Origin of the sequence: Methylobacterium sp. 22177, assembly GCF_052045615.1 — a bacterium.
GTDB classification, from domain to species: Bacteria; Pseudomonadota; Alphaproteobacteria; order Rhizobiales; family Beijerinckiaceae; genus Methylobacterium; species Methylobacterium radiotolerans.
The window spans coordinates 143,221-167,113 of record NZ_JBQEPK010000008.1 but is presented as its reverse complement, the minus strand read 5'-3'; the positions used below and the strand labels follow the sequence as shown (position 1 = coordinate 167,113).

The 23,893-nt window shown below is 73.4% G+C and carries 18 protein-coding genes; 11 read left to right on the top strand and 7 right to left on the bottom strand.

The genetic code is table 11. The annotated features are described in order from the left end of the window. Position 1: 1 nt before the first annotated feature. Both ACTJK8_RS10990 and ACTJK8_RS10985 read right to left on the bottom strand, forming a co-directional pair. Positions 2–2,974, bottom strand: a complete 2,973-nt coding sequence (locus tag ACTJK8_RS10990; RefSeq protein ID WP_440761926.1) for a TAT-variant-translocated molybdopterin oxidoreductase — start codon at positions 2,972–2,974, stop codon at positions 2–4. Beyond that, complete coding sequence (locus ACTJK8_RS10985; protein WP_012318046.1) at positions 2,971–3,630, bottom strand: cytochrome c3 family protein; 660 nt, start codon at positions 3,628–3,630, stop codon at positions 2,971–2,973. The genes ACTJK8_RS10990 and ACTJK8_RS10985 overlap by 4 nt, the downstream gene beginning before the upstream one ends. Before the next feature lie 401 nt (positions 3,631–4,031). On the opposite strand from ACTJK8_RS10985, the gene ACTJK8_RS10980 reads away from it, so the two are divergent. The 3 genes from ACTJK8_RS10980 (at position 4,032) to ACTJK8_RS10970 (ending at position 9,100) form a co-directional block, all read left to right on the top strand. Then, positions 4,032–6,617, top strand: coding sequence for an ABC transporter ATP-binding protein (locus ACTJK8_RS10980; RefSeq protein WP_440761925.1), 2,586 nt, complete (start codon positions 4,032–4,034; stop codon positions 6,615–6,617). Positions 6,618–6,759: 142 nt separating this feature from the next. After that, a complete protein-coding gene (locus tag ACTJK8_RS10975) occupies positions 6,760–7,953 on the top strand; it encodes a L,D-transpeptidase family protein (protein WP_127991413.1) in 1,194 nt (397 codons plus the stop codon). 205 nt (positions 7,954–8,158) lie between these two features. Then, complete coding sequence (locus tag ACTJK8_RS10970) at positions 8,159–9,100, top strand: MBL fold metallo-hydrolase (RefSeq protein ID WP_012318049.1); 942 nt, start codon at positions 8,159–8,161, stop codon at positions 9,098–9,100. 9 nt (positions 9,101–9,109) lie between these two features. Here ACTJK8_RS10970 and ACTJK8_RS10965 read toward each other — a convergent pair whose 3' ends face one another. Next, positions 9,110–9,292 carry a hypothetical protein gene (locus ACTJK8_RS10965; protein WP_106427812.1) on the bottom strand — a complete coding sequence of 61 codons (183 nt, stop codon included), beginning with the start codon at positions 9,290–9,292 and terminating at the stop codon, positions 9,110–9,112. A gap of 270 nt (positions 9,293–9,562) precedes the next feature. Here ACTJK8_RS10965 and ACTJK8_RS10960 point away from each other — a divergent pair, with 270 nt between their 5' ends. Both ACTJK8_RS10960 and ACTJK8_RS10955 read left to right on the top strand, forming a co-directional pair. After that, on the top strand, positions 9,563–10,801 hold the full coding sequence (locus ACTJK8_RS10960) for a complex I NDUFA9 subunit family protein (RefSeq protein WP_440761924.1): 1,239 nt from the start codon (positions 9,563–9,565) through the stop codon (positions 10,799–10,801). A 26-nt stretch (positions 10,802–10,827) separates the two neighbouring features. Further along, a complete protein-coding gene (locus ACTJK8_RS10955; protein ID WP_127991412.1) occupies positions 10,828–11,844 on the top strand; it encodes a GDP-mannose 4,6-dehydratase in 1,017 nt (338 codons plus the stop codon). A gap of 28 nt (positions 11,845–11,872) precedes the next feature. On the opposite strand, the gene ACTJK8_RS10950 is transcribed toward ACTJK8_RS10955, so the two are convergent. Next, on the bottom strand, positions 11,873–12,652 hold the full coding sequence (locus ACTJK8_RS10950; RefSeq protein ID WP_127992856.1) for a class I SAM-dependent methyltransferase: 780 nt from the start codon (positions 12,650–12,652) through the stop codon (positions 11,873–11,875). A gap of 87 nt (positions 12,653–12,739) precedes the next feature. On the opposite strand from ACTJK8_RS10950, the gene ACTJK8_RS10945 reads away from it, so the two are divergent. Continuing rightward, positions 12,740–13,195, top strand: a complete 456-nt coding sequence (locus ACTJK8_RS10945; RefSeq protein ID WP_024830817.1) for an Rrf2 family transcriptional regulator — start codon at positions 12,740–12,742, stop codon at positions 13,193–13,195. A 257-nt stretch (positions 13,196–13,452) separates the two neighbouring features. After that, a complete protein-coding gene (locus tag ACTJK8_RS10940) occupies positions 13,453–13,830 on the top strand; it encodes a PH domain-containing protein (RefSeq protein ID WP_012318055.1) in 378 nt (125 codons plus the stop codon). A 37-nt stretch (positions 13,831–13,867) separates the two neighbouring features. On the opposite strand, the gene ACTJK8_RS10935 is transcribed toward ACTJK8_RS10940, so the two are convergent. The 3 genes from ACTJK8_RS10935 to ACTJK8_RS10925 are packed head-to-tail and all read right to left on the bottom strand — an operon-like array spanning position 13,868 to position 17,693. Beyond that, the gene (locus ACTJK8_RS10935; RefSeq protein WP_440761932.1) at positions 13,868–15,922 is read right to left on the bottom strand and encodes a CoA transferase; all 2,055 of its coding nucleotides are present in this window, start codon (positions 15,920–15,922) and stop codon (positions 13,868–13,870) included. Positions 15,923–15,930: 8 nt separating this feature from the next. Continuing rightward, positions 15,931–16,668: an enoyl-CoA hydratase-related protein gene (locus ACTJK8_RS10930; protein ID WP_127991411.1), complete on the bottom strand. Its 738-nt coding sequence runs from the start codon at positions 16,666–16,668 to the stop codon at positions 15,931–15,933. Further along, the gene (locus tag ACTJK8_RS10925; protein ID WP_206614546.1) at positions 16,665–17,693 is read right to left on the bottom strand and encodes an NAD(P)H-dependent flavin oxidoreductase; all 1,029 of its coding nucleotides are present in this window, start codon (positions 17,691–17,693) and stop codon (positions 16,665–16,667) included. The genes ACTJK8_RS10930 and ACTJK8_RS10925 overlap by 4 nt, the downstream gene beginning before the upstream one ends. 337 nt (positions 17,694–18,030) lie before the next feature. Here ACTJK8_RS10925 and ACTJK8_RS10920 point away from each other — a divergent pair, with 337 nt between their 5' ends. The 4 genes from ACTJK8_RS10920 to ACTJK8_RS10905 all read left to right on the top strand — a co-directional run bounded on the left by ACTJK8_RS10920 (position 18,031) and on the right by ACTJK8_RS10905 (position 23,846). After that, entirely contained in the window at positions 18,031–20,100 is a 2,070-nt protein-coding gene (locus ACTJK8_RS10920) for a 3-hydroxyacyl-CoA dehydrogenase NAD-binding domain-containing protein (RefSeq protein WP_127991410.1), read from the top strand. Positions 20,101–20,114: 14 nt separating this feature from the next. Then, positions 20,115–21,299 (top strand): acetyl-CoA C-acyltransferase, encoded by a 1,185-nt coding sequence (locus ACTJK8_RS10915; RefSeq protein ID WP_127991409.1) that lies wholly within the window; start codon positions 20,115–20,117, stop codon positions 21,297–21,299. A 2-nt stretch (positions 21,300–21,301) separates the two neighbouring features. Next, positions 21,302–22,498 (top strand): acyl-CoA dehydrogenase family protein, encoded by a 1,197-nt coding sequence (locus ACTJK8_RS10910; protein ID WP_440761923.1) that lies wholly within the window; start codon positions 21,302–21,304, stop codon positions 22,496–22,498. A 193-nt stretch (positions 22,499–22,691) separates the two neighbouring features. Then, entirely contained in the window at positions 22,692–23,846 is a 1,155-nt protein-coding gene (locus ACTJK8_RS10905; protein ID WP_440761922.1) for an acyl-CoA dehydrogenase family protein, read from the top strand. The last annotated feature ends 47 nt before the right edge of the window (positions 23,847–23,893 follow it).

The following is a 23,893-nucleotide window of genomic DNA, read 5'->3' as shown; positions in this document are numbered from 1 at the left end:
CTCAGCCCTCCCGTCCGTCCGAGTCCGCGGCGGGCGCGAGCCCGGCGAGGTAGGTGGTGCGCGGCCGCGTGTTCAGGTGGCCGAGGAGCGCGTATTCCCGCGTGTCCCTGCGGGCGGCCGAGACCTGGCTCCCCGGGTCGGCGACGTTGCCGAAGGTGATCGCCCGGGTCGGGCAGGCGCCCTGGCAGGCGGTCTCGACGGTCCCGTCGGGGATCGGCGCGTGGGCATCCTTGGCGGAGGTGATCCGGGCGGCCGTGATCCGCTGGATGCAGTAGGTGCACTTCTCCATCACGCCGCGGGACCGGACCGTGACCTCGGGATTGCGCTGCTGCTGCTCCACCGGGGTCATGCCGCCGGCATAGTCGCGGTAGTTGAAGCGGCGGACCTTGTAGGGGCAGTAGCTCTGGCAGGTCCGGGTGCCGACGCAGCGGTTGTAGACCTGCAGGTTCAGGCCCTCGCTGTCGTGGAGCGTCGCCTCCACGGGGCAGCCGAGCTCGCAGGGCGCCTGCTCGCAATGCATGCAGGGCACCGGCTGGAAATGCGTCGTCGGCGCGTCGAGCGCGCCCGCGTAGTAGCGGTCGACCCGCAGCCAGCCCATCCACCGGCCGAGAGCGACCTCCTCGCGCCCGACCACGGGGATGTTGTTCTCCGCTTGGCAGGCGGTGACGCAGGCGTTGCAGCCGATGCAGGCGTCGAGGTCGATGGCCATGCCCCATTGCGCGGCGACCCAGCGATCCTGGCTCTCCGGGGGCGGGTAGAACGAGGCGGGGGCCGGCGCGCCCTTGGGATCGCCCGCGGGCGCGGCGCCCAGGACCTGCACGCGCACGAGATCCTGCCCCTCCATCGTGCCGAGATGCTGGGTGGTCACCGGCTTGCGCGCGCGGCCGGTCTTCGTCAGCCGGGCGCCGGCGAGCCGCCAGGTCGAACCGGCCGGGCGCAGGGGCGCGGAATCGTAGCCGAGGCCGCGGGCGAGGTGGTCCGGCACGTCGCGGCCGTAGCCGAGGGTGAGGGTGACGCTGGCTTCGGCCTGGCCGGGCAGGATCCAGGCCGGCCCCTCGACGGCGCGGCCGCCGGCCTCGACCCGCAGGATGTCGCCCGTCGCGATCCCCTCGCGCTCGGCGAGGCGGGGGCTCACCGCGACCACGTTCTCCCAGACCACCTTGGTCAGGGGCTTCGGGAGCTCCTGCAGCCACGCGAGGTCGGCATGGGTGCCGTCCCAGATCGTCGGATCGGGCCGGAACAGCACCTCGACCGCGCCCGCGGGCGCGGGGGATGGAGCGGCCGCGGGGGCCGCGGCCTGCGTCAGCGCGACGGTCTCGGCCGGGCGCGCGCTGCCCGCCCAGAAGCCGAGGCGCAGGGCTTCCGTGAAGCGGGTTTCGAGAGCCGCGTCGTCCTCGCCGGCATTCCGCGCCTGCGCCTTGAGGAGGCCCAGCGCGTCCTGGCCGCTCTCCCCACCCTCACCGCCGGCCAGGAAGGCCAGCATCTCCGCCGGCGTGCGGCCGTTGTACAGGGGCGCGACGGTCGGCTGGATCAGCCCCACCGTCCCATCGAGGGATCGGATGTCGCCCCAGGATTCCAGCGGGTGGGCGGCGGGCAGGTGCCAGTCGGCGTGCGCGCCGGTCTCGTCGTAGTAGAGCCCCGCGTGGATCTTGAGCGGCACGCGCGCCATCCGGGCGGCGAAATCGAGGACGCCCGGCGCTTCGTAGACCGGATTGGCGCCGAGCACGACGAGCACCTGGACGGCGCCCCGATCCATCGCCTCCGCGAGCTCCGCCAGGGTCCCGGCGCCGGTCTCCTCCGCGGGCGCCGTGTGGACCAGGGTCGCGCCGGTGTTGCCGAGGGCGCCGTTGAGGCGGTGGACCAGCGCGTGCAACTCGGGGCTCGCGGTCAGGCCGGCGGTGACGATGCCGCTCCCCCGGGCCCCGGCGAGCGCCGTCCCGGCGCTCCGCGTCCAGCGCGCGACGGGATCGTCGCCCGCAGGGGCCGCGCCGCCGGCGGCCAGGGCGAGCAGGTCCCGGGTGAGGTCCTCCAGCCGGCCGGCCGGGACCACGAGGCCGCGATCCGCCTTGGCGCTGGTCAGCGTCGGGGTCGGCGCCGCCGCGTGCAGGGTGAGGAGGCGGCCCTCCGCGTAGGCCGCGCGCCGCGCCTCGCTCCAGCGCCGCGACAGGCCGACCTGGCCGGGCCCGAGGTCCAGAAAATCGCCGTCCAGCGCCACGATGGTGCGGGCGCGGCCGAAATCCGGGATCGTCTCCAGCGGCCGGCCGTAGGCCTGGCGGGCGCCCTCGTAGATCCCGGCGCGCCCTGCCCCGGCGCCGGTGTACCAGCGCGAAGCCGGGTAGGCGGCCCGCAGCCGCGCGATCTGGGCCGCCACGCCCGGCGACGTCACCGGGCCGGTGAGCAGGGCGAGGCCCTCGCCGCGGCCCGCGCGCCAGCCCGGCATCCGCGCCTGCAGGTCCGCCCGGAACGCCGCCCAGGAACTCGGCCGGCCGAGATGCTGCACCGCCTGGGAGCGGAACGGGTCGTAGAGCCCGAGGACCGAGGCCTGGGCCAGCACGTCCGTGCCGCCGCGGCTCCAGGGATGCTCGGGATTGCCCTCGATCTTCAGGGGGCGGCCGTTGCGGGTGGTGACCAGGATGCCGTTGCCGAAGCCGTCGAACAGGGCCGAGGAGGCGTAGGACAGGTCCGTGCCCGGCACGATCCGCTCGGGCTGGTTGACGTAGGGCACCTCGTAGTCGCGGCCGCCTCCGCCGCCGCAGGCGGTGAGGCCGCCCAGCGCGAAGGACGCGGCCATGAGCTTCAGGAAGCCGCGCCGCTCCGGGGCGGCGGCGAGCCGGGACGCCGACGGGAACTCGGCCGCCAGATAGGCGCGGAACTCCGGGCTGTCGGCCACGGCGTCGAGGCTGCGCCAGAAGCGCGGCCCGTCGCCGCCGGCGAGTTTCTCGCGCAGGGCCGCGATGTCGAGGGCGCCGGTCATCGGTGGCAGATCCCGCATTCGGTCAGCCGCTCCCCGCCGCGGATATGGTACTGGGCCACGAGCTTCGGGCCCAGGGTCGCCTGGTCGGACGGCGGCTTCCAGGTCATGTTCCAGACCTGATCCGGCGTGCGGACGTATTTCTCCGGGGCCCGGTGGCAGTCGAGGCAGAACTGCATCTCGAAGGCGTTGGCCCGGTAGGTCATCTGCATCGACGTGACGTCGCCGTGGCAGGTCGAGCAGCCGATCCCCTTCGTCACGTGGACCGAGTGGTTGTAGTAGACGTATTGCGGCAGCTTGTTCAGCCGCTTCCACTCCAGCGGCTTGTCCTGCGCGTAGCTGTCGCGCACCGGCTTGAGCATCTCGGAGCCGGTCCAGATCTGCGAGTGGCAGGTCATGCAGGTGTGGGTCGGCGGGATCCCGGCGGTGGCCTCCCGGTCGACCGTGGTGTGGCAGTAGCGGCACTGGATGCCGAGCTCGCCGGAATGGTGCTTGTGGCTGAACGGCAGCGGCTGCGCCGGCGCGATCCCGACGCCCGTGACGTAGTTCGAGCGCACGATCCCGGCCGCCAGGACCGGGAGACCCACCAGGCAGGCGACGCCGGTCATCAGGGCGAGGCGGTAGAGCGCGTCGGCCCCGGGAGTGAACAGCTGCGCCATCAGGCCGGCCCGCGCCTGGCGAGGGCCGTGAGATGGCGCTCGGTCGTCTCAGCCCCTCGCCGCAAGCCTCGCCTCACCCTCTGGTCCCGGTCGACATCGTGCGGCGCGCCGGACGCCCGCGCGAAGGGAACCGGGGCGCCTGCGGCGTCGCGGACCCGAGCCTCGCGGAACCGAGCCCCGGCGGCGCCGCGCCCCATCGTGCCCGATGGTTTTAACGCTGGAGCGCTTCCAAACCAGGGCCACGACCGGAAACAGGCCGGCCGACATGTCGCAGCGGCCCACGGCAGGGCTGGCCGAGGCCCGCGACAGGCCCCGCCACATCTACCGCGACACTTCCCGTGACCGGCGCGAGAGCCTATTCCCCCGCGACGGTCCCGACGCCCGATCCTGTCCGGAGACGCATGGAATCCGATCCTCTCCTCCTGACGTGGCGCGCCGCGCGGCCCCAGCACGCCGTCGCGGCGGCCCTCGCGGTCGGGATCGGCGCGCCGCTCTGCGCCCTCGCGCTCCTGTGCCTGCGCGACCTGATCGCGGTCCTACCGCGCGACGAGGCGCCGGTGCTCCCGTTCCTGCGCGTGGCGGCGCAACTCCCGGGCGGGGAACTGGTGCTCGTCCCCGGCATGCCGATGCGCCCCGCCGAGCTCGAACTCACGGCCTTCCTGTGCATCGCGGTCTGCGCCCTGGCGCTGGCGGGTGTCGGCTGGTTCGTGGCGCGCCTGTGCTTCAAGGCGCAGAACAAGGCCGGGGACGCCGTCCGCGAGGGCGTGCTGCAGGCGATCCTCGACGCGCCGGCGGGAGCCCGGGACGAGGCGCGCGGCCTCACCCGGATCGTCGGCGAGGTGCTGGCCCGGGCCGACCGCCTGCTCGCGGCCGGCATCGTCCTGCCGGCGATGACCCTCGCGGCGCTGATCCTGGCCCTCGGCTTCGCGGCGCTCGCCGCGCCCCGGCTGGTCCCCGCGGCGGTGATCGGCCTCGCGGCGATCGGCCTCGCCTACGGGCTGGTGCTCGAGCGCGCGCGCGACCGGCAGGAGCTGCGCCTGCGCTCGAGCGCGCGCGCGGAGGAGAGCCTGAACGACCTCGTCCGGCGGCTGCCCGCCGTGCGCAACCACGGGGCGGCGGCCATCGAGCGCCGGCGCATCGCCGCCCGCGTCGCCGCGATGCGGACCAATGTCGGGCGGGCCGAGGCGCGGCTGGCCTATGCCCGGGCGCCCGCCCTGGCCCTGGCGGTGATCCTGCCGGCGATCGCCGCCGGCACCGCGCTCTGGCGCTCGGGGCCGGGCCAGCCGCCCGCGGCGCCGGTGGATCCGGCCGCCCTCGTGGCGGCGGTGGGCGCCTTCGGCCTCGCCGGCTGGCTCGCCGCGATCTGCGCGCGGCTCTGGATGGTCCGCAGGTCGGTGCGCCCGCGCCTGCGCGACCTCGCCCGCACCATCGCGGCCCTGGAGGGCCGGCGGGCACGGGCCGCCCGGACCGGGTCCACCGCCCTGCCGCTGCCCCGGTCCGGGATCCTGGCCACCGAGGGCGTCGGTGCCTTCGACCCGGCCACGGGCGAGCGCCTGACCGGCGTCGACGTCGCCGTGTCGATGCCGGGCCACGTGGCGATCACGGGCAGCCGCGGCAGCGGCGCCCGCGCGCTGGCGGCGGTGCTGGCCGGGCAAGTCGAGCCGACGGCCGGGGCCGTCACCTACGCGGGCACGGACCTGCGCGACTTCGACGCCGCCGAGCGCGCCCGGCGGATCGCCTTCACGTCGGGCGAGGCGATCCTGATGGAGGGCTCCCTCCGCCAGAACCTGCTCTACGGAACCGATCCGGCGACCGCCCCCGACGACATCGCGCTGATCGGCATCAGCCGGCTCACCGGCCTCGACGGCTTCGTGTACGCCCGCGGTCTGACCGGGCGGCTCGATCCGGCCGCCCAGCCGCGGCTCGCCGCCGCGATCGTCACCGCCCGCCGGACCATGCGGGTGGCGCTAGCCGCCAAGGGCGCCGAGCGCCTCGTCGAGCCGTTCGATCCCGACCGCTACAACAACCAGGCGAGCATCGGCGAGAACATCCTGTTCGGCGAGCCGGTGGGCGGCACCTTCGCGCCCCTGCGCTTCGCCCGCCACCCCTACCTGCGGGCGGTCCTGGAGGCCGAGGGGCTGGTCCGCCCGCTCACCGAGATCGGCCTGTCGGTCGCCCGCAGCACGGTGGAGATCTTCGCCGACCTGCCCAACGACCACCCCCTGTTCGACGCCTACTCGCTGTTCCAGGCGGCCGAGCGGGGCTATTTCGAGGATCTCGTGGTGCGCCTGCCCAGCGCGGCGAGCCTGCGCCGGGGGCCGGCGGGCCAGCGCGACCGCACGCGGCTGATCGGCCTCGCGCTGCGCTACAACGAGTCCCGCCACCGCTTCGGCCTGATCGACGGCCTGTTCGAGGACCGCCTCGTACAGGCGCGTCGGTCCTTCGCCCGGATGCTGCCGCCCCACCTCGCCGGCGCGGTGGTGTTCCACGACCCCTCGCGGGTCAATCCGGCCGCGAGCCTGGAGGAGAACCTGCTGTTCGGCCGGATCAGTCTCGGCGAGGCCAATGCCGAGCCGCGGGTGCGCGAGCTGGTGCGCCGGGTGCTGGCCGACGAGGGCCTCGAGGCCTCAGTCTACGGCCTCGGCCTCGACAGCAAGGTCGAGATCCAGCCCAGCACCGGGGCGCTGGCGGACGGCGCGATCAACGCCCGCGAGCGGGTGGCGATCGAGCTGAGCCGGTGCCTCGCCCGCGACCCCGACATCCTCGTGGTGGCGGTCGCGATGGACGAGCGCAAGGCCGAGGGCGCGCGCGAGCGGCTCGCCCAGCTGCGGCAGGCGCGGGCCGGGCGCGGCCTCATCGTCTGCCTGCCCGAGACGGGCCTCGCGGAGAGCGCCGCGCCGTTCGACGCGGTGATCGCCGTGGAGAACAGCGCCGTCGTCGCGCCCGTGCCGGCGGATCCCGAGCGGGAGCCGGCGCCGACGGCCTGAGGGTGACCGTCGGTTGTCCGGCCGCGCCGTCGCGGCGCCGGACGGACCGGACGCGCAGCCTCACGGCCGCCGCAATAATCCGTCAGGTCGCGAGGCCGCGCCCGTCCGGCAGCCATCCCGGCCGATCCAGCGCGGACGGTTCATGCCCCTGTCGACCTCGCTTCCTCTCGCCGCCGGCCTCGTTCTGCTGGCCCTCGCAGGCCCGGCCGCCGCGCAGGCGGGCAAGGCCGAGGCGCCGATTCCGGCCGCGACCCTCGCCCTGATGGCGCAGAAGGGCGTGACGGCCGCCTCGCCGGTCCTGTTCCGGGCCTACAAGAAGGAATCGGAGATCGAGGTCTGGAAGAAGGGCGCGGCGGGCTATGTCTACATCAAGACCTTCCCGATCTGCCGCTGGTCCGGCCAGCTCGGGCCGAAGCGCAGGAGCGGCGATCGGCAGACCCCGGAGGGGTTCTACTCGGTGCCCCGGCGCCAGATGAACCCGAACTCACACTACTACCTGTCCTTCGACGTCGGCTATCCCAACGCCTACGACCGGGCCCATGGCGGCACCGGCTCCGCCGTGATGGTGCACGGGATCTGCTCGTCCATGGGCTGCTTCGCCATGACCAACGGCACGGTCGGCGAGATCTACGCCATCGCCCGGGACGCGCTGAACGGCGGGCAGGCGGCCTTCCAGTTCCAGTCCTACCCGTTCCGGATGACGGCCGAGAACATGGCCCGCCACCGGACCGACCCCAACATCGCCTTCTGGCGGGACCTCAAGGCCGGCTCCGACCGGTTCGAGGTCAGCCGGGAGGAGCTGCAGGTCTCGGTGGTCGCCAGCCGCTACGCCTTCGCGCCCGCGCGGGATCCCGCCGTCGAGGCGGCCGTCACCACCCGCCGGGCGGTCGAGGAGGCACGGATGACCGCGCTCGCCGAGGCGGGCGAGCCCGCCGTCCGCACCACCTATTCCGACGGCGGCCAGAACGCCTTCTGGGCGGCCTACACGGCCCGGGGCGGGGCGGTGGGGGACATCAGCCGGCCGGAGGCCCTGGCCTTCGCCGGCCAGGAGGTGGTGGTCGTTCCGGGCCACCGCGCCCATCGCCCGGTGCCCGACATGGTCTGGGCCGGCTGGGCCGCGCCCGAGTCGGGCCTGTCGCCGCGGCAGATGGCGGGCTTCGTGCCGGTCTACGAGCGCGCACCCGATCCGTTCGGGGCGCTGGTCGCGCCACTCCCGACGCGGTACAGCGACGCACTCCCGTCCTGGCTGGCCGCGGGACTCGCCGGATCGGCGGCCGGACGCCCGTTCCTGGCCGGGTCGGCGGCCGGTCTCATGGCCGCCGCGGAGCCCCTCTGAGCATGCGAAGGCCCGTCGCGGCGGCCCGTGCGTGTGCGCGGACGCACATCACGGCCGCGTGCGGCACACCAATTCATGATACGGCAGGGGATGAGCGGTACACCTGCTCCGTCGGCCTGCCGTATTCAAAGCTACCTTCCCGGAACGGCGACGGGGTTTCGATCATAAGTGATCGGGACTGACTGTCCGCGGATTCGTGATCGCCATGTCGAACAGTTCCGAGCCGACCATCCTGGCGGCCGACCAGGACCTCGCACTCCGCTTCTGGGGCGTCCGCGGCTCGACGCCCGTCAGCGGCCCGCAATACGCCGAGTTCGGCGGCAGCACGCCCTGCATCGAGGTGCGGTGCGGCCAGCGCATGTTCATCGTCGACGCGGGCTCGGGCATCTACAACCTCGGGCAGGGTCACCGGACCGATCTGCCCCAGGAAGTCGACCTGCTGTTCAGCCATCTGCATCTCGACCACACCGCGGGTCTGCCCTTCTTCAAGCCGGCGGTCCTCGATCCCGACCGGGTCATCAACACCTACTGCGGCAACCTCGGCGGCGAATCGGCCGGGCCGACCCTCGACCGCCTGTTCGCGCCGCCGCTCTTCCCGGTTACGCTCGACAAGCTGTGCTGCACCTTTCACCACCACGGCTTCGAGGCGGGCCAGACCCTGGCTTTCCCGGACGGGACGCGGGTCGCCACGATCATGCTGAACCATCCGCAGGGCTCGGTCGGGTACCGGTTCGAGCACGGCGGCCGGCGCCTGTGCCTGATCAGCGACATCGAGCACAGCGACCCGTGGCCGGATCCGGAGCTCGCCGCCTTCGTCGCCGACGCCGACCTGATGGTCTACGACGGCATGTTCACCGACGGGGAGTATCCGACCTGCCGGGGCTGGGGCCACTCGACCTGGCAGAAGGGCGTGGAGCTCGCCCGGAACGCGGGCGTCAAGGCGCTCGGGATCATCCACCTGCACCCGGCCCATTCCGACACGGCGCTGCGCGACATGGAGGCCGACCTCCAGGCCGAGATGCCGACGGCGTTCATCGCGCGCGAGCGGCAGAGCCTGATCGTGGGCGCGCCGCGGGCGGTGAGCGGCCGGCCGAGCGGACGCCCGGCCGTGGCGCGGGAGATGCGCCGCCGGATCAAGGTTGCCTGAGGCGCGGAGTCAGGCGGAGCGCCGCCTGCGGGTCCGGCTGTACCGGGCCCAGGTGAACAGAACGAACAGCGCGACGCCGATGATCAGGATGCTCCAGCCGTAGTTGCTGACGAGCTGCGCGTCGATCGGGTGGCCGACATACCCGAGCGCCACCAGCAGACCGAACACCGCGATCGCCGCGGAAACGAGCATCCCTACAATCATCGAAGTCCCCGGCGCGTCCCATCCGCGCGATTCGGCAGGGCCGTATGGTGGGGAAGAATGCGCGGCGGCCGCACCCGTTCCAGCGCTGTGACCAGCGTCGCGCCGGCGGCGCTCGGGCCTCCGGCAGCGGTCATCCGCGCCGCGCTGTTCACCGGAATGGCGCGGCGGTGCATTCGGCGGCTCCCATCGCGCCGAAGTTAGGCTAAGTAGGCCGCCTGACGGCGCCCCGGGGCGCGCGAGGAGCTCGAGACCACGGCGATGAGCGGCCAAGACAACACGACGGCGTCTGCGACGGCGCACACCAGTCTGCAGACGCGTTCCGTCGCCGCGCCGGGTCCCCTGCGCCCGCAGGACCAGCTCGTGACGATCTACGGCGGTTCCGGCTTCCTGGGCCGGCACGTGGTGCGGGCGCTGGCGAAGCGCGGCTACCGGATCCGCGTCGCGGTGCGCCGGCCGGACCTCGCGCTGTTCCTGCAGCCGCTGGGGAAGGTCAACCAGATCGTCGCCGTCCAGGCGAACCTGCGCTACCCGGATTCGGTCGCCCGGGCCGCCGAGCGGTCGGACGTGCTGATCAACCTCGTCGGCATCCTGCAGGAGACCGGCTCCCAGAGCTTCGCGCGGCTGCAGGTCGACGGGGCCGAGGCGATCGCCCGCGCCGCGGCGCGCCAGGGCGCCCGGATGATCCAGGTCTCGGCGATCGGCGCCGATCCGGCCTCGCCGTCGCTCTACGCGCGCACCAAGGCGGAGGGCGAGGCGCGGGTCTTCGCCGCCTGCCCGGACGCCGTCGTGTTCCGGCCCTCGCTGATCTTCGGGCCCGGCGATAGCTTCTTCAACCGCTTCGCCGGCCTCGCCCGGGCGCTCCCGGTCCTGCCGCTGGCCGGCGGCCAGTCGCGCTTCCAGCCGGCCTTCGTGGGCGACGTCGCCGAGGCGATTGCCCGCGCGGTCGACGGCACCGTCGCGCCCGGCAAGGTCTACGAACTCGGCGGCCCGGAGGTGGGCACGCTCGAGCACTTCGTACGCTACATGCTGAAGACGATCCGGCGGAAGCGGGTGGTCGTGGACCTGCCCGTGCCGGCGGCCAAGCTCCAGGCCCGCATGCTGGAGATCGCCGACACCCTGACCTTCGGCCTCCTGCCGGACTCGCTGAAGCTGACCCGCGATCAGGTCACCCTGCTCCAGAACGACAACGTCGTCTCGGAGGCCGCCAAGGCCGAGGGCAGGACCTTCGAGGGGATCGGGATCACGCCGACCGCCGCCGAGGCAGTGGTGCCGGGCTATCTCTGGACCTTCCGCAAGGCTGGCCAGTTCGCCACCGATCGGGACGAGGAGTACCTGTCGGAGGTGCCCGACACGATGGCGTCGCAGCCCCTGGCGGCCGGCTCGCAGCACCGACCGAAGACCGCCTCCGGCCCGGCGATCGGCGCCGATGCCGGCAGTTCGCCGGGCGCCGGACAGGGCAGCATGGGCGTGCGCTGGGGAACCCGGAACCCGGGCTAGGTGACGGCCCGCGCCCGGATCGCGCCGTGAGCGCGCCCACTCCCCACGGGGCCGGCGGCCCCGCCGCGCGGCGCATCCTCGTCACCGGGGCGGCGGGCTTCGTGGGCGGCCACGTGCTGCCGCTCCTGGCGGGGTCGACGGCGCGGACGGGCGACTGCGTGGCCGGGATCGGGCGGGGGCGGTCGCCGCGCCTGCCGGAGGGGGTCACCTACGCGGCGATCGACCTCCTCGACGAGGCCGCGCTCGGCGGCTTCGTGGCGCGGTTCCGGCCGACCGCGATCCTCCACCTGGCGGGCCTCGCCTCGGTGGCGGATTCCGCGAGCGGTCCGGGCCAGACGTGGCGGGTCAACGTCAACGGCCTGATGAACCTCGTGGCCGCGGTGGAGGCGGTGCCGGGCTGCACCTTCTTCTTCGTCAGCTCCGGCGAAGTCTACGGCAGCGCCTTCCTGGCGGGCCACGCCCTGAGCGAGGCGGTCGAGCCGCTGCCGCGCAACACCTACGCGCGGTCGAAATGGGTGGGCGAGCAGCTGCTCCGCGACCTGCTGCCCCGGATCGGCGTGAAGCTCGTCGTGCTGCGGCCGTTCAACCATATCGGCCCCGGCCAGGACGAGCGCTTCGTCGTGGCCTCCTTCGCGGGCCAGATCGCCCGGATCGAGGCCGGCCTCGTGCCGCCGTGCCTGGAGGTCGGCAATCTCTCCTCCTACCGCGACTTCCTCGACGTCGCCGACGTGGCGAACGCCTATGCCGACCTGATCGGCCGGGCGGACTCCCTGGCGGACGGGAGCGTCTTCAATATCAGCTCGGGCCAGCCGCGGACGATCGCCAGCGTCCTCGAGGATCTGCGCGCCCGCGCCCGGGTCCCGTTCGAGATCCGCGTCGCCCCGGAGCGGGTGCGGCCGACCGAGATTCCCCTGGCCGCGGGCGATGCCGGCCGCCTCCACACCGCCACCGGCTGGCAGCCGCGGGTCTCGTGGGACGCGGCCCTGACCCGGGTTCTGGACGACGCGCGGGCGCGCTTGGCGGACGCGCAGGGGTCTAGTTGAGGCGGGAGGTCTCGCACCGAAGCGGCGCTCACCGCTCCGCGACGGCGATCAGCGCGGTGGAGGGGATCGGCAGGACGGGCCGGCCGCCCGCCACGCGCCGCGCCTCCGCGGTCACCGCGGCCCGGTCGTCCGCACTCAGGTCGACCCAGTCCGGCGACAGGCCGAACACCGTGTCGGGGTCGTCCAGCAGGGCGACGTCGAGGGCGTAGTCGAAGGTCACGCATTCGATCCGGGGCGGTCCATACCCGGCCGCGACCATCTCCCGGGTGAACCCGGCCGGATCGCCGAGCACCCGCACCCCTTCGGGCATCGCCCGGCTCTCGCGCTCGGGGAACAGCCGGCGGCGGATCTCGCCGAGCAGCAGGAACGTCGCCGCGCCCTGATCCTGCCACGTCGCGACGATGCCCCAGCCCCCGGGCCGCGTCACGCGCGCCATCTCGGCGAGCCCCTTCCGCCAGTCGGGGAACATGATCACCCCGAAGATCGAGAACACCGCGTCGAAGCCGCCGTCGGGGAGGGCGAGCGCCTGGCCGTCCATGACCCGCGCCTCGACATTGGCCGAGCCCGCCCCGGCGACGCGCGCGACCATGCCCGGCGAGAAGTCGACCGCCAGGACCTGCGCCCCCGTCCGCGCCGCGGCCAGCGCGAGGGCGCCGGTGCCGGCCGCGACGTCGAGGACGCGGCTGCTTTCGGTCAGCGGCACTCGCGCGAGCGCCGCCTCGGCGAAGCGCGCCGTGAACGGGTGGGCGGTCGTCGCGTAGTGCTCGGCGACCTTGTCCCACCGATCCGGGTTCTCGAACTCGCGCATCGCCACGACCCTCGCCATCACGCAACTTGATAAGTATCGTGATGGCGCGCGGTTGCCAATCCCGAGTTCGGTGTGGTGGATCGACGGGTGCGCACCGACAGCCGCCTCTCCCGAACGCTCCATGTGCTGCTTCACATGGCGCGCCACGACGGACCGATGACGTCCGAGGCGATCGGGCGGATGCTCGGGACGAACCCCGTGGTCGTCCGCCGCACGATGGCCGGGCTCCGGAACGCGGGCTACGTGAAATCGGAGAAGGGGCACGGCGGCGGATGGACCATCGCGGCGGACCTGAGCGCGGTCTCGCTGCTCGACGTCCACCGCGCGGTCGGCGGTCCGCGCATCTTCGCGATCGGCAGCGATCGCGCGAACCCGGCCTGCGCCGTCGAGAAGGTCGTCAACGAGGCGGTCGAAGACACGCTGCGCGAGGCCGAGGCCCTCCTGGTCGCGCGGCTCGGTTCCGTCAGCCTCGCCGAACTCGCGCGGAGCTTCGACGCCCGGTGTAGGCCCGGGGGGCCGTCGGACGCCTCGAGCTGCGCGTGACGCCGGGCGCGACGCCGGGCCCGGCGTCGCGCCCGATAGGCAGCCTCATGAAACTGCTTCGTCGACGCTATGCCCCGACTCTCCGGCCGCTCATCCATGATCCGTGCCCACTGGTCGGCGCCCGGACGATGCCCGAGGCACGCCGCGCGACCGGGATCGCGGTCCGGATCGGGGACCGGATCGCGCCGGGCGGTTGCCGCGCCGACGGCCAGACGCCATGCTCCGCGTCGACGCGGACCAGCACGAGATGATCGGCCATGGGCCTTCTGGACGGATTGCTCGGACACGGCTCGGCCGTCGACGCGGCCTCCCTGGAGCGCCGGCTCGCCGGCATCCTGATCGAGGGCGAGACGGCGCGGCTCGCCTTCAAGATCATCCGGGACGTGTTCGTGTTCACCGAGCGCCGCGTCATCCTGATCGACGTCCAGGGCGTGACCGGCAGCAAGGTCGAGTTCCTGTCGGTGCCGTACCGCGCGATCGTGCGCTTCTCGGTCGAGACCGCCGGCACGTTCGACCTCGACGCCGAGTTGAAGATCTGGGTCTCGGGGGCGGCGGAGCCGATCCAGCGGACCTTGAAGAAGGGCGCGGATGTCCGGGGTATCCAGCGGGCGCTCGCCGAGGGCGTGCTGCGCTAGCCCGGGACACGGCACGCGCCGGCAGGCGACGGCCCGCCTACCGGACCACGCCCCTGGCCCGCAGCGCGTCGCGCGCGTCCTCTGGATACTCCAGCTGCTCCGCCAGGATCTCGGCGCTCGAATCCCCGAGGCCCGGCGGCATCCGCCGCACCGGCAGCCGGCGCCCGTCGAGCCGGTAGGGCGGGGCGATGACGTGGGCGTTCTCCGACGCCGCGACCACCAGCCCGGCCTCCCGGGCGCGGTCGCAGGTGAGCGCCTCGCGCAGGCCCATCACCTCGCCGCAGGGGATGCCCGCGGCCCTGAGCCGCGCGATCAGCGGCGCGCGCTCCCACTTGGCGAGCTCGGCCTCCAGCACCGGGATGAAGGCGGCGCGGTTGCGCGACCGGTCGAGATTGGTGGCGAAGCGCGGGTCGGCGACCCAGTCCGGGCGCTCCAGCACCTGCTCGCAGAAGCGGCGGTACTGCCCGTTGTTGCCGACCGTGATCACCACCGGCCCGTCGCCGGCCTCGAACACCCCGTAGGGTACGATCGACGGGTGGGCGTTGCCGTAGCGGGGCGGATCGATCCCGCGGGCGAGCGCCTCGAGGCCGTAATAGGAGGTCAGCGCCACGCCGCAGTCGAACAGGGCGAGGTCAACGGTCCGCCCGCGCCCGGTCCGCTCCCGCTGGTACAGGGCCGCCAGCACGGCCTGGGCGGCGAACTGGCCGGTGAACAGGTCGACCGCCGCGACCCCGAACTTGAGCGGCGGTCCCCCGGCCTCGCCGTTGAGCGCCATCACGCCGGATTCGCCCTGGACCACGAGGTCGTAGCCGGGCCGGCCGGCCTCCGAGCCGTCGGAGCTGTAGCCGGCGATCGAGCAGTAGATCAGGCCGGGATTCTCCGCCGCGAGCGCCGCGTAGCCGAGGCCGAGCTTCTCGGCCCCGCCGGTCTTGAAGTTCTGGACCAGCACGTCGCTGTCGCGGGCCAGAGCCTTCACGATCGCCAGGCCGTCCGGCGTGGCGAGGTCGACGCCGATCGAGCGCTTGTTGCGGTTCACGCTGTCGAAATACGAGGTGTTACCGGGGCTCGTCGGCACGCCCCAGTCGCGGGTGTCGTCGCCGCGCTCCGGGTGCTCGACCTTGATCACGTCGGCGCCGAGATCGCCCAGCACCTGCGCGCACCAGGGTCCGGCCAGGACCCGGGACAGGTCGAGGACGCGGATTCCGGCGAGCGGCAGGTCGGCAACGGCATCCATCGCGAAAGTCCTCAGGCTCCCATGACGCCGTCGAGACTGCGCACGGCGTCGATCAGTTTCGGGCGCGCGACGTCCAAGAGGAAGCGCGCGTCGGTGATGACGGTGGGGGCACCACAATTGACCGCCATGGGCGGCAGGCCGCCGCCGGGATGGAACCCCACCGCGATGGCGCAGACCGTCTCCTGCCACTCGCCGAACGAGGTGCAGCAGCCGAGGTCCCGGTGCTCCTCCACTGCCCGGTCGAGGCCGGNCGCGCAGCGCCGGCCAGGCCACGGGATCGAGCGCCTTCAGGTCCTCGTAGATGCCCGCGCGCTCCCGGTCCGGGCAGACCGCCACGTAGGCGCGGCCCATGGCGCTGCGGGCGAGCGAGATGCGCGAGCCGGTGTCGAGGTTGAGCGAGATCGCCGCTGGGCCTCGCTGGCAATCGACGTAGCGCATGCTGAGCCGGTCGCGCACCCCGAGCCCCACCGAGGCGTTGGCCGCCTCCGCGACCGCGCGCAGCACCGGCCGGGCGATGGCGCGGACGTCGAGGCCGCCCAGGGCGGCCGAGCTCAGCGCGATGGTGGCGGTGCCGAGGCGGTACCGGCCGAGCTCGGGCATGTGCTGCAGGTAGCCGAGCTTGGTCAGCGTGTAGGTCAGCCGCGACACGGTGGAGCGCGGCAGCCCGCAGGCCTCCGCGATGTCGTGGTTGGCGAGGCTCGTGCGCCCCGGGCCGAAGCAGGCGAGCACCGACAGCCCCCGGGCGAGCGCCGTGACGAAGTGCCGGTCCTCCTTCGCGCCGGACCCGCCAGAGTCGGACCCGCCAGCGTCGGGCTCGGCGCCGTCGGATCCGGCGCGCAGGCCCGCATCCGCCTCCATCGGCCCGCTCATCGGCGCAGGAACGCCGCGAAGGCCGCCTGCGCCGCCGGACCGCGGCGGAGGGCGTGGAAGACCTCCGCCTCCGCGTCGAGGGCGCGTGCGACGCTGTCGTCGTGGCCGCGGCGCAGAGCCTGCTTGGTGGCGGCGATCGAGACCCGGGGCAGGGCGGCGAGCGCGCGCGCCTTGGTCAGAGCGGTATCCAGGGCCGTCCCGGCCGGGACGGCGGCGTTGATCAGGCCGGCCGCGGCGGCGTCCGCGGCCGTGAAGGGCTCGCCGAGCATCAGCAGCTCGGCGGCGCGCTTCGATCCCGCCACCAGGGGCAGCAGGTAACTCGACCCGCCCTCCGGACTGAGGCCCAGGGCCGTGAACGGCAGGCGGAACCGCGCCCCGTCCCCCGCGTAGGCGAGGTCGCAGTGGAGCAGCAGCGTCGTGCCGATGCCGACCGCGTGGCCCTCCACGGCGGCCACGACCGGGAGCGGGCAGGCGCGCAGGGCCTTGAGGAAGGTCAGGCCGGGGCTGGCGCCCGCGGTCTCGACGTCCTGGAAATCCTTGAGATCGTTGCCGGCGGTGAAGCAGCCGCCCGCGCCGGTGAGGACGAGGGCGCGCACCTCCGCGTCCCTTCCCGCCGTGTCCAGGGCGTCGGTCAGGCCCGCGTAGGTCGCCCGGTCGAGGGCGTTGCGCCGCTCCGGCTGGTCCATCGTGACGAGCCGGATCCCGGGCTCCGGATCGGCGACGCGGACGCTCACGGGGCGACCCCGCCGGCGCGGTCCGTCGCGTAGTCCGCGGCGCTGCCGGCCGTCCGCGCCCGCGCCGCCGCGTATTCCCGGGCGAGGCGGGCGACGAGGTCGGCGGTCGCCGGCGCGTCCGCGATGGTGCCGACGCCCTGGCCGGCGCCCCAGACGTCCCGCCACGCCTTCACGCTGCCGCTGCCGAAATTCATCGCGGTCTTGTCGCGCGCCGGCAGCGCCTCGGGATCGAGCCCGGCGGCGCGGATGCTCGGCGTGAGGTAGTTGCCCGGCACGCCCGTGAAGTAGGGGGTGTAGAGGATGTCGGCGGCCGCGCTGCCGGCGATCATGTCCTTGTAGGCCGCCGCCGCGTTCGCCTCCCGGGTGGCGATGAAGCGGGTGCCCATGTAGGCGAGGTCGGCGCCCATGGCCTGGGCCGCCAGGATCGCCGAGCCCGAGGTGATCGCCCCCGACAGGATCAGCGGACCGTCGTAGAACCGCCGGATCTCGCCGACGAGGGCGAAGGGGCTCAGCGTGCCGGCGTGGCCCCCGGCCCCGGCGCAGACCAGGATCAGCCCGTCGACGCCGGCCTCCAGGGCCTTCTCGGCGTGACGCACGGTGGTGACGTCGTGGAACACCACCCCGCCATAGGCGTGGACCGGGCGGATCACGGCGTCCGGCGCCCGCAGCGACGTGATGATGATCGGCACCCGGTGCCGGACGCAAGCCTCGACATCCTGGGCCAGCCGGTCGTTGGAGGCGTGGACGATCTGGTTCACCGCGAACGGCGCGATCCGCCGCGACGGGTCCGCGGCGCGGGCCTGCGCGAGCGTCTGCGTGATCCGCGAGAGCCACTCGTCGAGGAGCTCGGCCGGTCGGGCGTTCAGCGCGGGGAAGGAACCGACCACGCCGGACAGGCACTGGGCGATGACCAGCTCCGGGCCGGACACGATGAACATCGGGGCGCAGATCACCGGCAGGGCGAGCCGGCCGCGCAGGATCTCGGGCAGGCGCCCGCCCGGGTCTCGCTCGGGACCGTCGCTCACCGCCCGCTCCCGGCCGCCAGAACCGGCGCCGGGCAGGCGCCCCCGGGCCGCTCGTCCCGATCCTTGCCGCGCACCGCGATCCTCCCCCTGCCTCCCGGCAGCCCGGCCTTCGCGCGCCGGGCGGCGTCCGCAACCGAGTCTCGTCCAGGGCCGTTGTGATGCCACGGCCCCGGGCCCTGGGTCAAACGGCCGAGCCGCAAAGTTTCTGCACTGCGGAACGGTCGGCGACCCGGAGAGAACCGGTGCCGCCCGTCCTTGACGCTTTCGATCACTCGGACCAACATCCCGCCGAATTGCGAACGTTCATTCTGCATTGCAGAACATCAGGGAGCATCGGGTGGTTCGTCAGGAGGTCGATGGCGGGGTGGCGGTGCTCACGCTCGCCAACCCGCCGGTCAACGCGCTGGGCGCCGCGCTGCGGGCGGCCCTCGACGAGGCCCTGACGCAGGTCATCGCGGACGTGTCGGTCCGCGCCGTCGTGCTGGCCGCCGAGGGCAAGGTGTTCGTCGGCGGCGCCGACATCGGCGAGTTCGGCAAGCCGCAGCGCCCGCCGAGCCTTCCCGACATCCTGGACCGGCTCGATGCCAGCCCGAAGCCCGTGGTGGCGGCGATCGGCGGCGCGGCCCTCGGCGGCGGCCTGGAGCTGGCGATGGCCTGCCACGGCCGCGTCGCGGCCCCGTCGGCCAGGATCGGCCTGCCGGAGATCAAGCTCGGGATCATCCCGGGCGCCGGGGGCACGCAGCGCCTGCCGCGCCTGATCGGGCCCGACGCCGCCTTCCCGATGATGCTCACCGGCGAGCCGCTTTCCGCCGAGAAGGCGGCGGCGCTCGGCATCGTGGACGCCGTGGTGCTCGGCGACCTCGTGGCGGAGGCCCGGACCCGCGCCCTGGAACTCGCCGATGCGGGGACGCTGCCGCGGGCGCGCGACCGCTCCGGCAAGCTCACGCCCCAGAACCGGGAGCGGTTCGAGGCGCAGGCCGCCGAGGCGGTGAAGCGCGATCCCGACGCCACCAACGTCCACGCCCTGGCGCGGGCGGTGCGCGCCGGCCTGGAGCAGGACTTCGACGCCGCATTGGCGGTGGAGCGGGCCGAGTTCCGCGCCCTGGTGGAGGATCCGCGCTCGAAGGCCCTGCGCTACGCCTTCTTCGCCGAGCGCGAGGCCGCCCGGGTGCCAGGCCTGCCGAAGGACACGCCGCGCCGCCCCATCCGCACGGCCGCGGTGATCGGCGCCGGCACGATGGGGGGCGGCATCGCCATGTGCTTCGCCAATGCCGGCATCCCGGTGACGGTGATCGAGACTGAGGAGGGTGCCCTGACGCGCGGCCTCGACCGGGTGAAGGCGCTCTACGCCGGCTCGGCGAAGCGGGGCTCGATCACCGAGGCCCAGCGCGAGGAGCGGGTCGGCCGGATCACCGGCGCGATCGGTCTGGAGCACGCCAGGGAGGCCGACATCGTCGTCGAGGCGGCCTTCGAAGATATGGGCGTCAAGCGCGGGATCTTTTCCGAGCTCGATCAGATCGCCAAGCCCGGCGCGATCCTGGCCACCAACACCTCCTATCTCGACGTGAACGCCATCGCGGCGGTCACGAACCGGCCGCAGGACGTGCTCGGCCTGCACTTCTTCAGCCCGGCCAACGTCATGCGCCTCGTCGAGGTGGTCCGGGCCGAGAAGACCGCGCCGGAGGTGCTCGCCACCGCCCTCGACCTGGGCAAGCGCCTCAACAAGCTTCCGGTCGCGGTGGGGGTCTGCTTCGGCTTCGTGGGCAACCGCATGCTGGAGCGTCGCAGCCGGGCCGGCGAGCGCCTGCTGCTCGAGGGCGCGCTGCCCCACGAGGTCGATGCGGCGGTCACCGGCTTCGGCTTCCGGATGGGGCCCTTCGCCATGGGCGATCTCGCGGGGCTCGATATCGGCTGGCGCTCGCGCAAGGATTTCGGCGGGCGGGCCCCCGTCGCCGACTCGCTCGCCGAGCAGGGCCGGTTCGGCCAGAAGACCGGCCGCGGCTTCTACCTGTACCCGGACGGTGCCCGCACCGGCACGCGCGATCCCGAGGTCGAGGCGCTGATCGCGCGAGTCGCCGCCGAGCACGGCGTTGCCCGCCGCAGCTTCACGGCCGACGCGATCGTCGCGCGGCTGATGTACCCGATGGTCAACGAGGGCGCGCGGATCCTGGATGAGGGCATCGCGGCCCGGCCCGGCGACATCGATACGATCTGGATCAACGGCTACAACTGGCCGGCTTGGCGCGGCGGCCCGATGCACTGGGCCGACACGGTGGGTCTCAAGACGATCGCCGAAGCGCTGACCCGCTTCGCGGCCGAGACCGGCGACGACAGCCAGGAGCCGGCGCCGCTCCTGAAGCGCCTCGCCGCCGAGGGCGGCAGCTTCGCCGGCCTGAAGAACGCCTGAGCGGGAGGGAGATCATGACCGACGCGGTGATCGTCGCGACCGCCCGTACGCCCATCGGCAAGGCCCATCGCGGCGCCCTGAACCTCACCCGCGGCGCCGACCTCGCCGCCCACGCGATCCGCGGCGCCCTGGACCGGGCGCGCCTGGAGCCCGAGGCGGTCGAGGAGGTGGTGCTCGGCTGCGGCTATCCGGAGAACGCCACGGGCGGCAACGTCGCCCGCCACGCCGCCCTGGTGGCGGGGATCCCGGTGGAGTCGGCCGGCGTCACGATCTCGCGCTTCTGCGCCTCGGGCCTGGAGGCGATCGCCAGCGCGGCGCGGCGGATCATCCTCGACGGCGTGCCGGCGGCGGTGGCGGGCGGCGTCGAGTCGATCAGCCTCGTCCAGCCGAAGGTCCAGCGGGAGCTGACCCGCAACGCGTGGCTGGAGGCCCACCTGCCGGCGATCTACATGCCGATGATCGAGACCGCCGACATCGTGGCGGAGCGCTATCGGATCTCCCGCGAGGCGCAGGACCAATTCGCCCTGGAGAGCCAGCGCCGCACGGCAGACGCGCAGGCGCGCGGCCTCTTCGACGACGAGATCGTCCCGATGAGCGCCGTGATGGCGGTGACCGACAAGGCCACCGGCGAGACCCGGGAGGTCGAGACCCGGCTCGCCAAGGACGAGGGCAACCGGCCGGACACCACCCTCGAAGGGCTCGCGAAGCTCAAACCCGTGCGCGGGGAGGGGGCCTTCATCACGGCGGGCAATGCCAGCCAGCTCTCGGACGGAGCCTCGGCCAGCGTGCTGATGTCGGCCGACGAGGCTGCGCGGCGGGGCCTGACGCCGCTCGGCACCTTCCGGGGCTTCGCCTCGGCGGGCTGCGGCCCGGACGAGATGGGCATCGGCCCGGTCTTCGCGGTGCCGCGGCTCTTGGAGCGGCAGGGCCTGCGCGTCTCCGACATCGACCTGTGGGAGCTGAACGAGGCCTTCGCGTCCCAGTCGGTCTACTGCTGCGACAGGCTCGGGATCGACCCTTCGAAGGTCAACGTCAACGGCGGCGCCATCGCGGTCGGCCACCCGTTCGGCATGTCGGGGGCCCGGCTCGTGGGCCACGCGCTGCTGGAGGGCCGCCGCCGCGGCGCGCGCTACGCCGTGGTGACCATGTGCGTCGCCGGCGGCCAGGGCTGCGCCGGCCTGTTCGAGATCGGAGGCTGACGATGGATCTCCGCTTCACATCCGAAGAGATCGCGTTCCGCGACGAGGTCCGCACCTTCTGCCGGACGGAGATCCCCTCCGAGATCCGCAGGAAGGTCTCGGAGGGGCGCAGCCTCACCAAGGACGATTACGTCACGAGCCAGCAGATCCTCAACGCCAAGGGCTGGGCGGTGCCGCACTGGCCGCAGGAATGGGGCGGCCGGGATTGGACCCCGATCCAGCGCTACATCTACACCGAGGAGCTGTTCCAGGCGGCCGTGCCGCTGCCGCAGCAGTTCAACTGCTACATGTTCGGCCCGGTGCTGGCGACCTTCGGCCGGCAGGACCAGAAGGAACGCTTCCTGCCGCGCGCCGCCAATCTCGACGATTGGTGGTGCCAGGGCTTCTCGGAGCCCGGCGCCGGCTCGGACCTCGCCTCGCTCAAGACCAAGGCGGTGCGCGACGGCGACCACTACGTCGTCGATGGCCAGAAGACCTGGACCACACTCGGCCAGCACGCCGACTGGATCTTCTGCCTGGTGCGCACCGACTTCGAGGCCAAGAAGCAGCGCGGCATCTCCTTCCTCCTCATCGACATGAAGACGCCCGGGATCACCGTGCGGCCGATCCTGACGTTGGAGGGCCGGCACGAGGTCAACGAGGTCTTCTTCGACGCCGTGCGCGTGCCCGTCGAGAACCTCGTGGGCGAGGAGAACAGGGGCTGGGACTACGCGAAATTCCTGCTCGCCAACGAGCGCACCGGCATCGCCCGGATCGGGCTCACCAAGGAACGGATCGCCCGGATCAAGCGGCTGGCCCGCGAGATGCCGGCCGGGTCCGGGACGATGTGGGACGATCCCGCCTTCCGCGGTCGCGTCGCGGAGGTCGAGGTCGAGCTGAAGGCCCTGGAGATCACCCAGATGCGGGTGGCGGCCAAGCAGGGCCGGGCGGATTCGGTGGAGCCGGACCCCGCTTCGTCGCTCCTCAAGATCCGCGGCTCGCAGCTCCAGCAGGCGGCGACCGAGCTGCTCGTCGAGCTCGCCGGGCCCTTCGCCCTCGCGGCGCCCGCGCGCGGGGCAGGGGCCAACAACCTGCCCGGCGGCTTCGACTGGGTCGACGCCGCCGCGCCGAGCTACTTCAACAACCGCAAGGTCTCGATCTACGGCGGCTCGAACGAGATCCAGCACAACGTCATCGCCAAGGGCATTCTGGGTTTGTGAGCCATCGCCTCGTTCCAACCTCTCCCTCGTCCTGCGGGGCTGAGCGGCAGCCTCGCAGGAGGGCTCCAGGGATCGCGGCGACTTCCGGAGGCCTCCTTCGAGGCCTTCGCTACGCTCCGGCACATCAGGATGAGGGGATCTGGTGGGACGGACCAGTGCCGGGCGCCCCCTACGATATCCGCGAGGGAACACCATGGATTTCGACCTGAACGAGGACCAGTCGCTCCTGCGCGATAGCGTCGAGCGGCTCGCCGCCGACCTCTACCCCTCGCTGGAGAGCCGGCAGGCGCGGCTCAAGGCGCCCCTCGGCTTCCCCGAGGAGGGCTGGACGGCCTTCGCCGAGCTCGGCGTCGCCGGCCTGCCCTTCTCCGAGGAGGAGGGCGGCCTCGGCGGCGGCCCGGTCGAGACCATGCTGGTCATGGAGGCGGTCGGCCGCAACCTCGTGGTCGAACCCCTGCTCGCGAGCCTCGTGCTGGGCTCGACGGCCCTGCGGCTCGGCGGCAGCGCCGCGCAGAAGGCGCGCCTCGTCCCAGGCCTCGTCGCCGGTGACCTGCGCCTGACCCTCGCCCACACCGAGCGCCAGTCCCGCTACGACCTCGCCGACGTGGCCACCGCGGCCCGGCGCAGCGGCGACGGGTTCGTGCTGAGCGGGGCCAAGAGCGTCGTGCCCAACGCCGACGCGGCCGGCCTGATGGTGGTCTCCGCCCGCGTCTCGGGCGAGCGGCGCGATCCCCGCGGACTCGGCCTGTTCCTGGTCCCGACGGACGCCGCCGGCGTCGCCGTCGAGGCCTACCCGACCCAGGACGGCGGCCGGGCCGCGGAGGTGTCCTTCTCGGAAGTGCAGATCCCCGCCGACGCGGCGCTCGGCGATCCGGAGGACGGCCTGCCGCTCCTGGAGCGGGTGGTGGAGCACGGCATCGCGGCGCTCGCCGCCGAGGCGGTCGGCTCCATGGACGCGCTCCACAATCTCACGGTCGAGTACCTCAAAACCCGCAAGCAGTTCGGCGTCAGCGTCGGCTCGTTCCAGGCCCTGCAGCACCGGGCCGTGGACATGCTGATCCAGCTGGAACAGGCGCGCTCGATGGCGCTCTACGCCGCCATGATGGTGGACACGCCGGACGCGCGGGCGCGGGCCGCGGCCCTGTCGGCCGTGAAGGTGCAGATCAACAAGGCCTGCCGCTACGTCGGCCAGGAGGGGGTCCAGCTCCACGGCGGCATCGGCATGACGCTCGAGTATGTCGGCGCCCACCACTTCAAGCGGCTCGCCATGATCGAGTACCAGCTCGGCGACACCGCCCACCACCTGCGCCGGATCACGCAGGACGAGAACGGGCTGCTGGCGGCCTGAGGATCGCGACGCGGCCTCGGCGAAGGAGACTTCCGGCGCCCCGGGAC

Coding starts and splice junctions, on each gene's coding strand:
- ACTJK8_RS10990 (WP_440761926.1), bottom strand. CDS start 2,974: ATGACCGGCGCCCTCGACATCGCGGCCCTGCGCGAGAAACTCGCCGGC.
- ACTJK8_RS10985 (WP_012318046.1), bottom strand. CDS start 3,630: ATGGCGCAGCTGTTCACTCCCGGGGCCGACGCGCTCTACCGCCTCGCC.
- ACTJK8_RS10980 (WP_440761925.1), top strand. CDS start 4,032: ATGGAATCCGATCCTCTCCTCCTGACGTGGCGCGCCGCGCGGCCCCAG.
- ACTJK8_RS10975 (WP_127991413.1), top strand. CDS start 6,760: ATGCCCCTGTCGACCTCGCTTCCTCTCGCCGCCGGCCTCGTTCTGCTG.
- ACTJK8_RS10970 (WP_012318049.1), top strand. CDS start 8,159: ATGTCGAACAGTTCCGAGCCGACCATCCTGGCGGCCGACCAGGACCTC.
- ACTJK8_RS10965 (WP_106427812.1), bottom strand. CDS start 9,292: ATGCTCGTTTCCGCGGCGATCGCGGTGTTCGGTCTGCTGGTGGCGCTC.
- ACTJK8_RS10960 (WP_440761924.1), top strand. CDS start 9,563: ATGAGCGGCCAAGACAACACGACGGCGTCTGCGACGGCGCACACCAGT.
- ACTJK8_RS10950 (WP_127992856.1), bottom strand. CDS start 12,652: ATGCGCGAGTTCGAGAACCCGGATCGGTGGGACAAGGTCGCCGAGCAC.
- ACTJK8_RS10940 (WP_012318055.1), top strand. CDS start 13,453: ATGGGCCTTCTGGACGGATTGCTCGGACACGGCTCGGCCGTCGACGCG.
- ACTJK8_RS10915 (WP_127991409.1), top strand. CDS start 20,115: ATGACCGACGCGGTGATCGTCGCGACCGCCCGTACGCCCATCGGCAAG.
- ACTJK8_RS10910 (WP_440761923.1), top strand. CDS start 21,302: ATGGATCTCCGCTTCACATCCGAAGAGATCGCGTTCCGCGACGAGGTC.
- ACTJK8_RS10905 (WP_440761922.1), top strand. CDS start 22,692: ATGGATTTCGACCTGAACGAGGACCAGTCGCTCCTGCGCGATAGCGTC.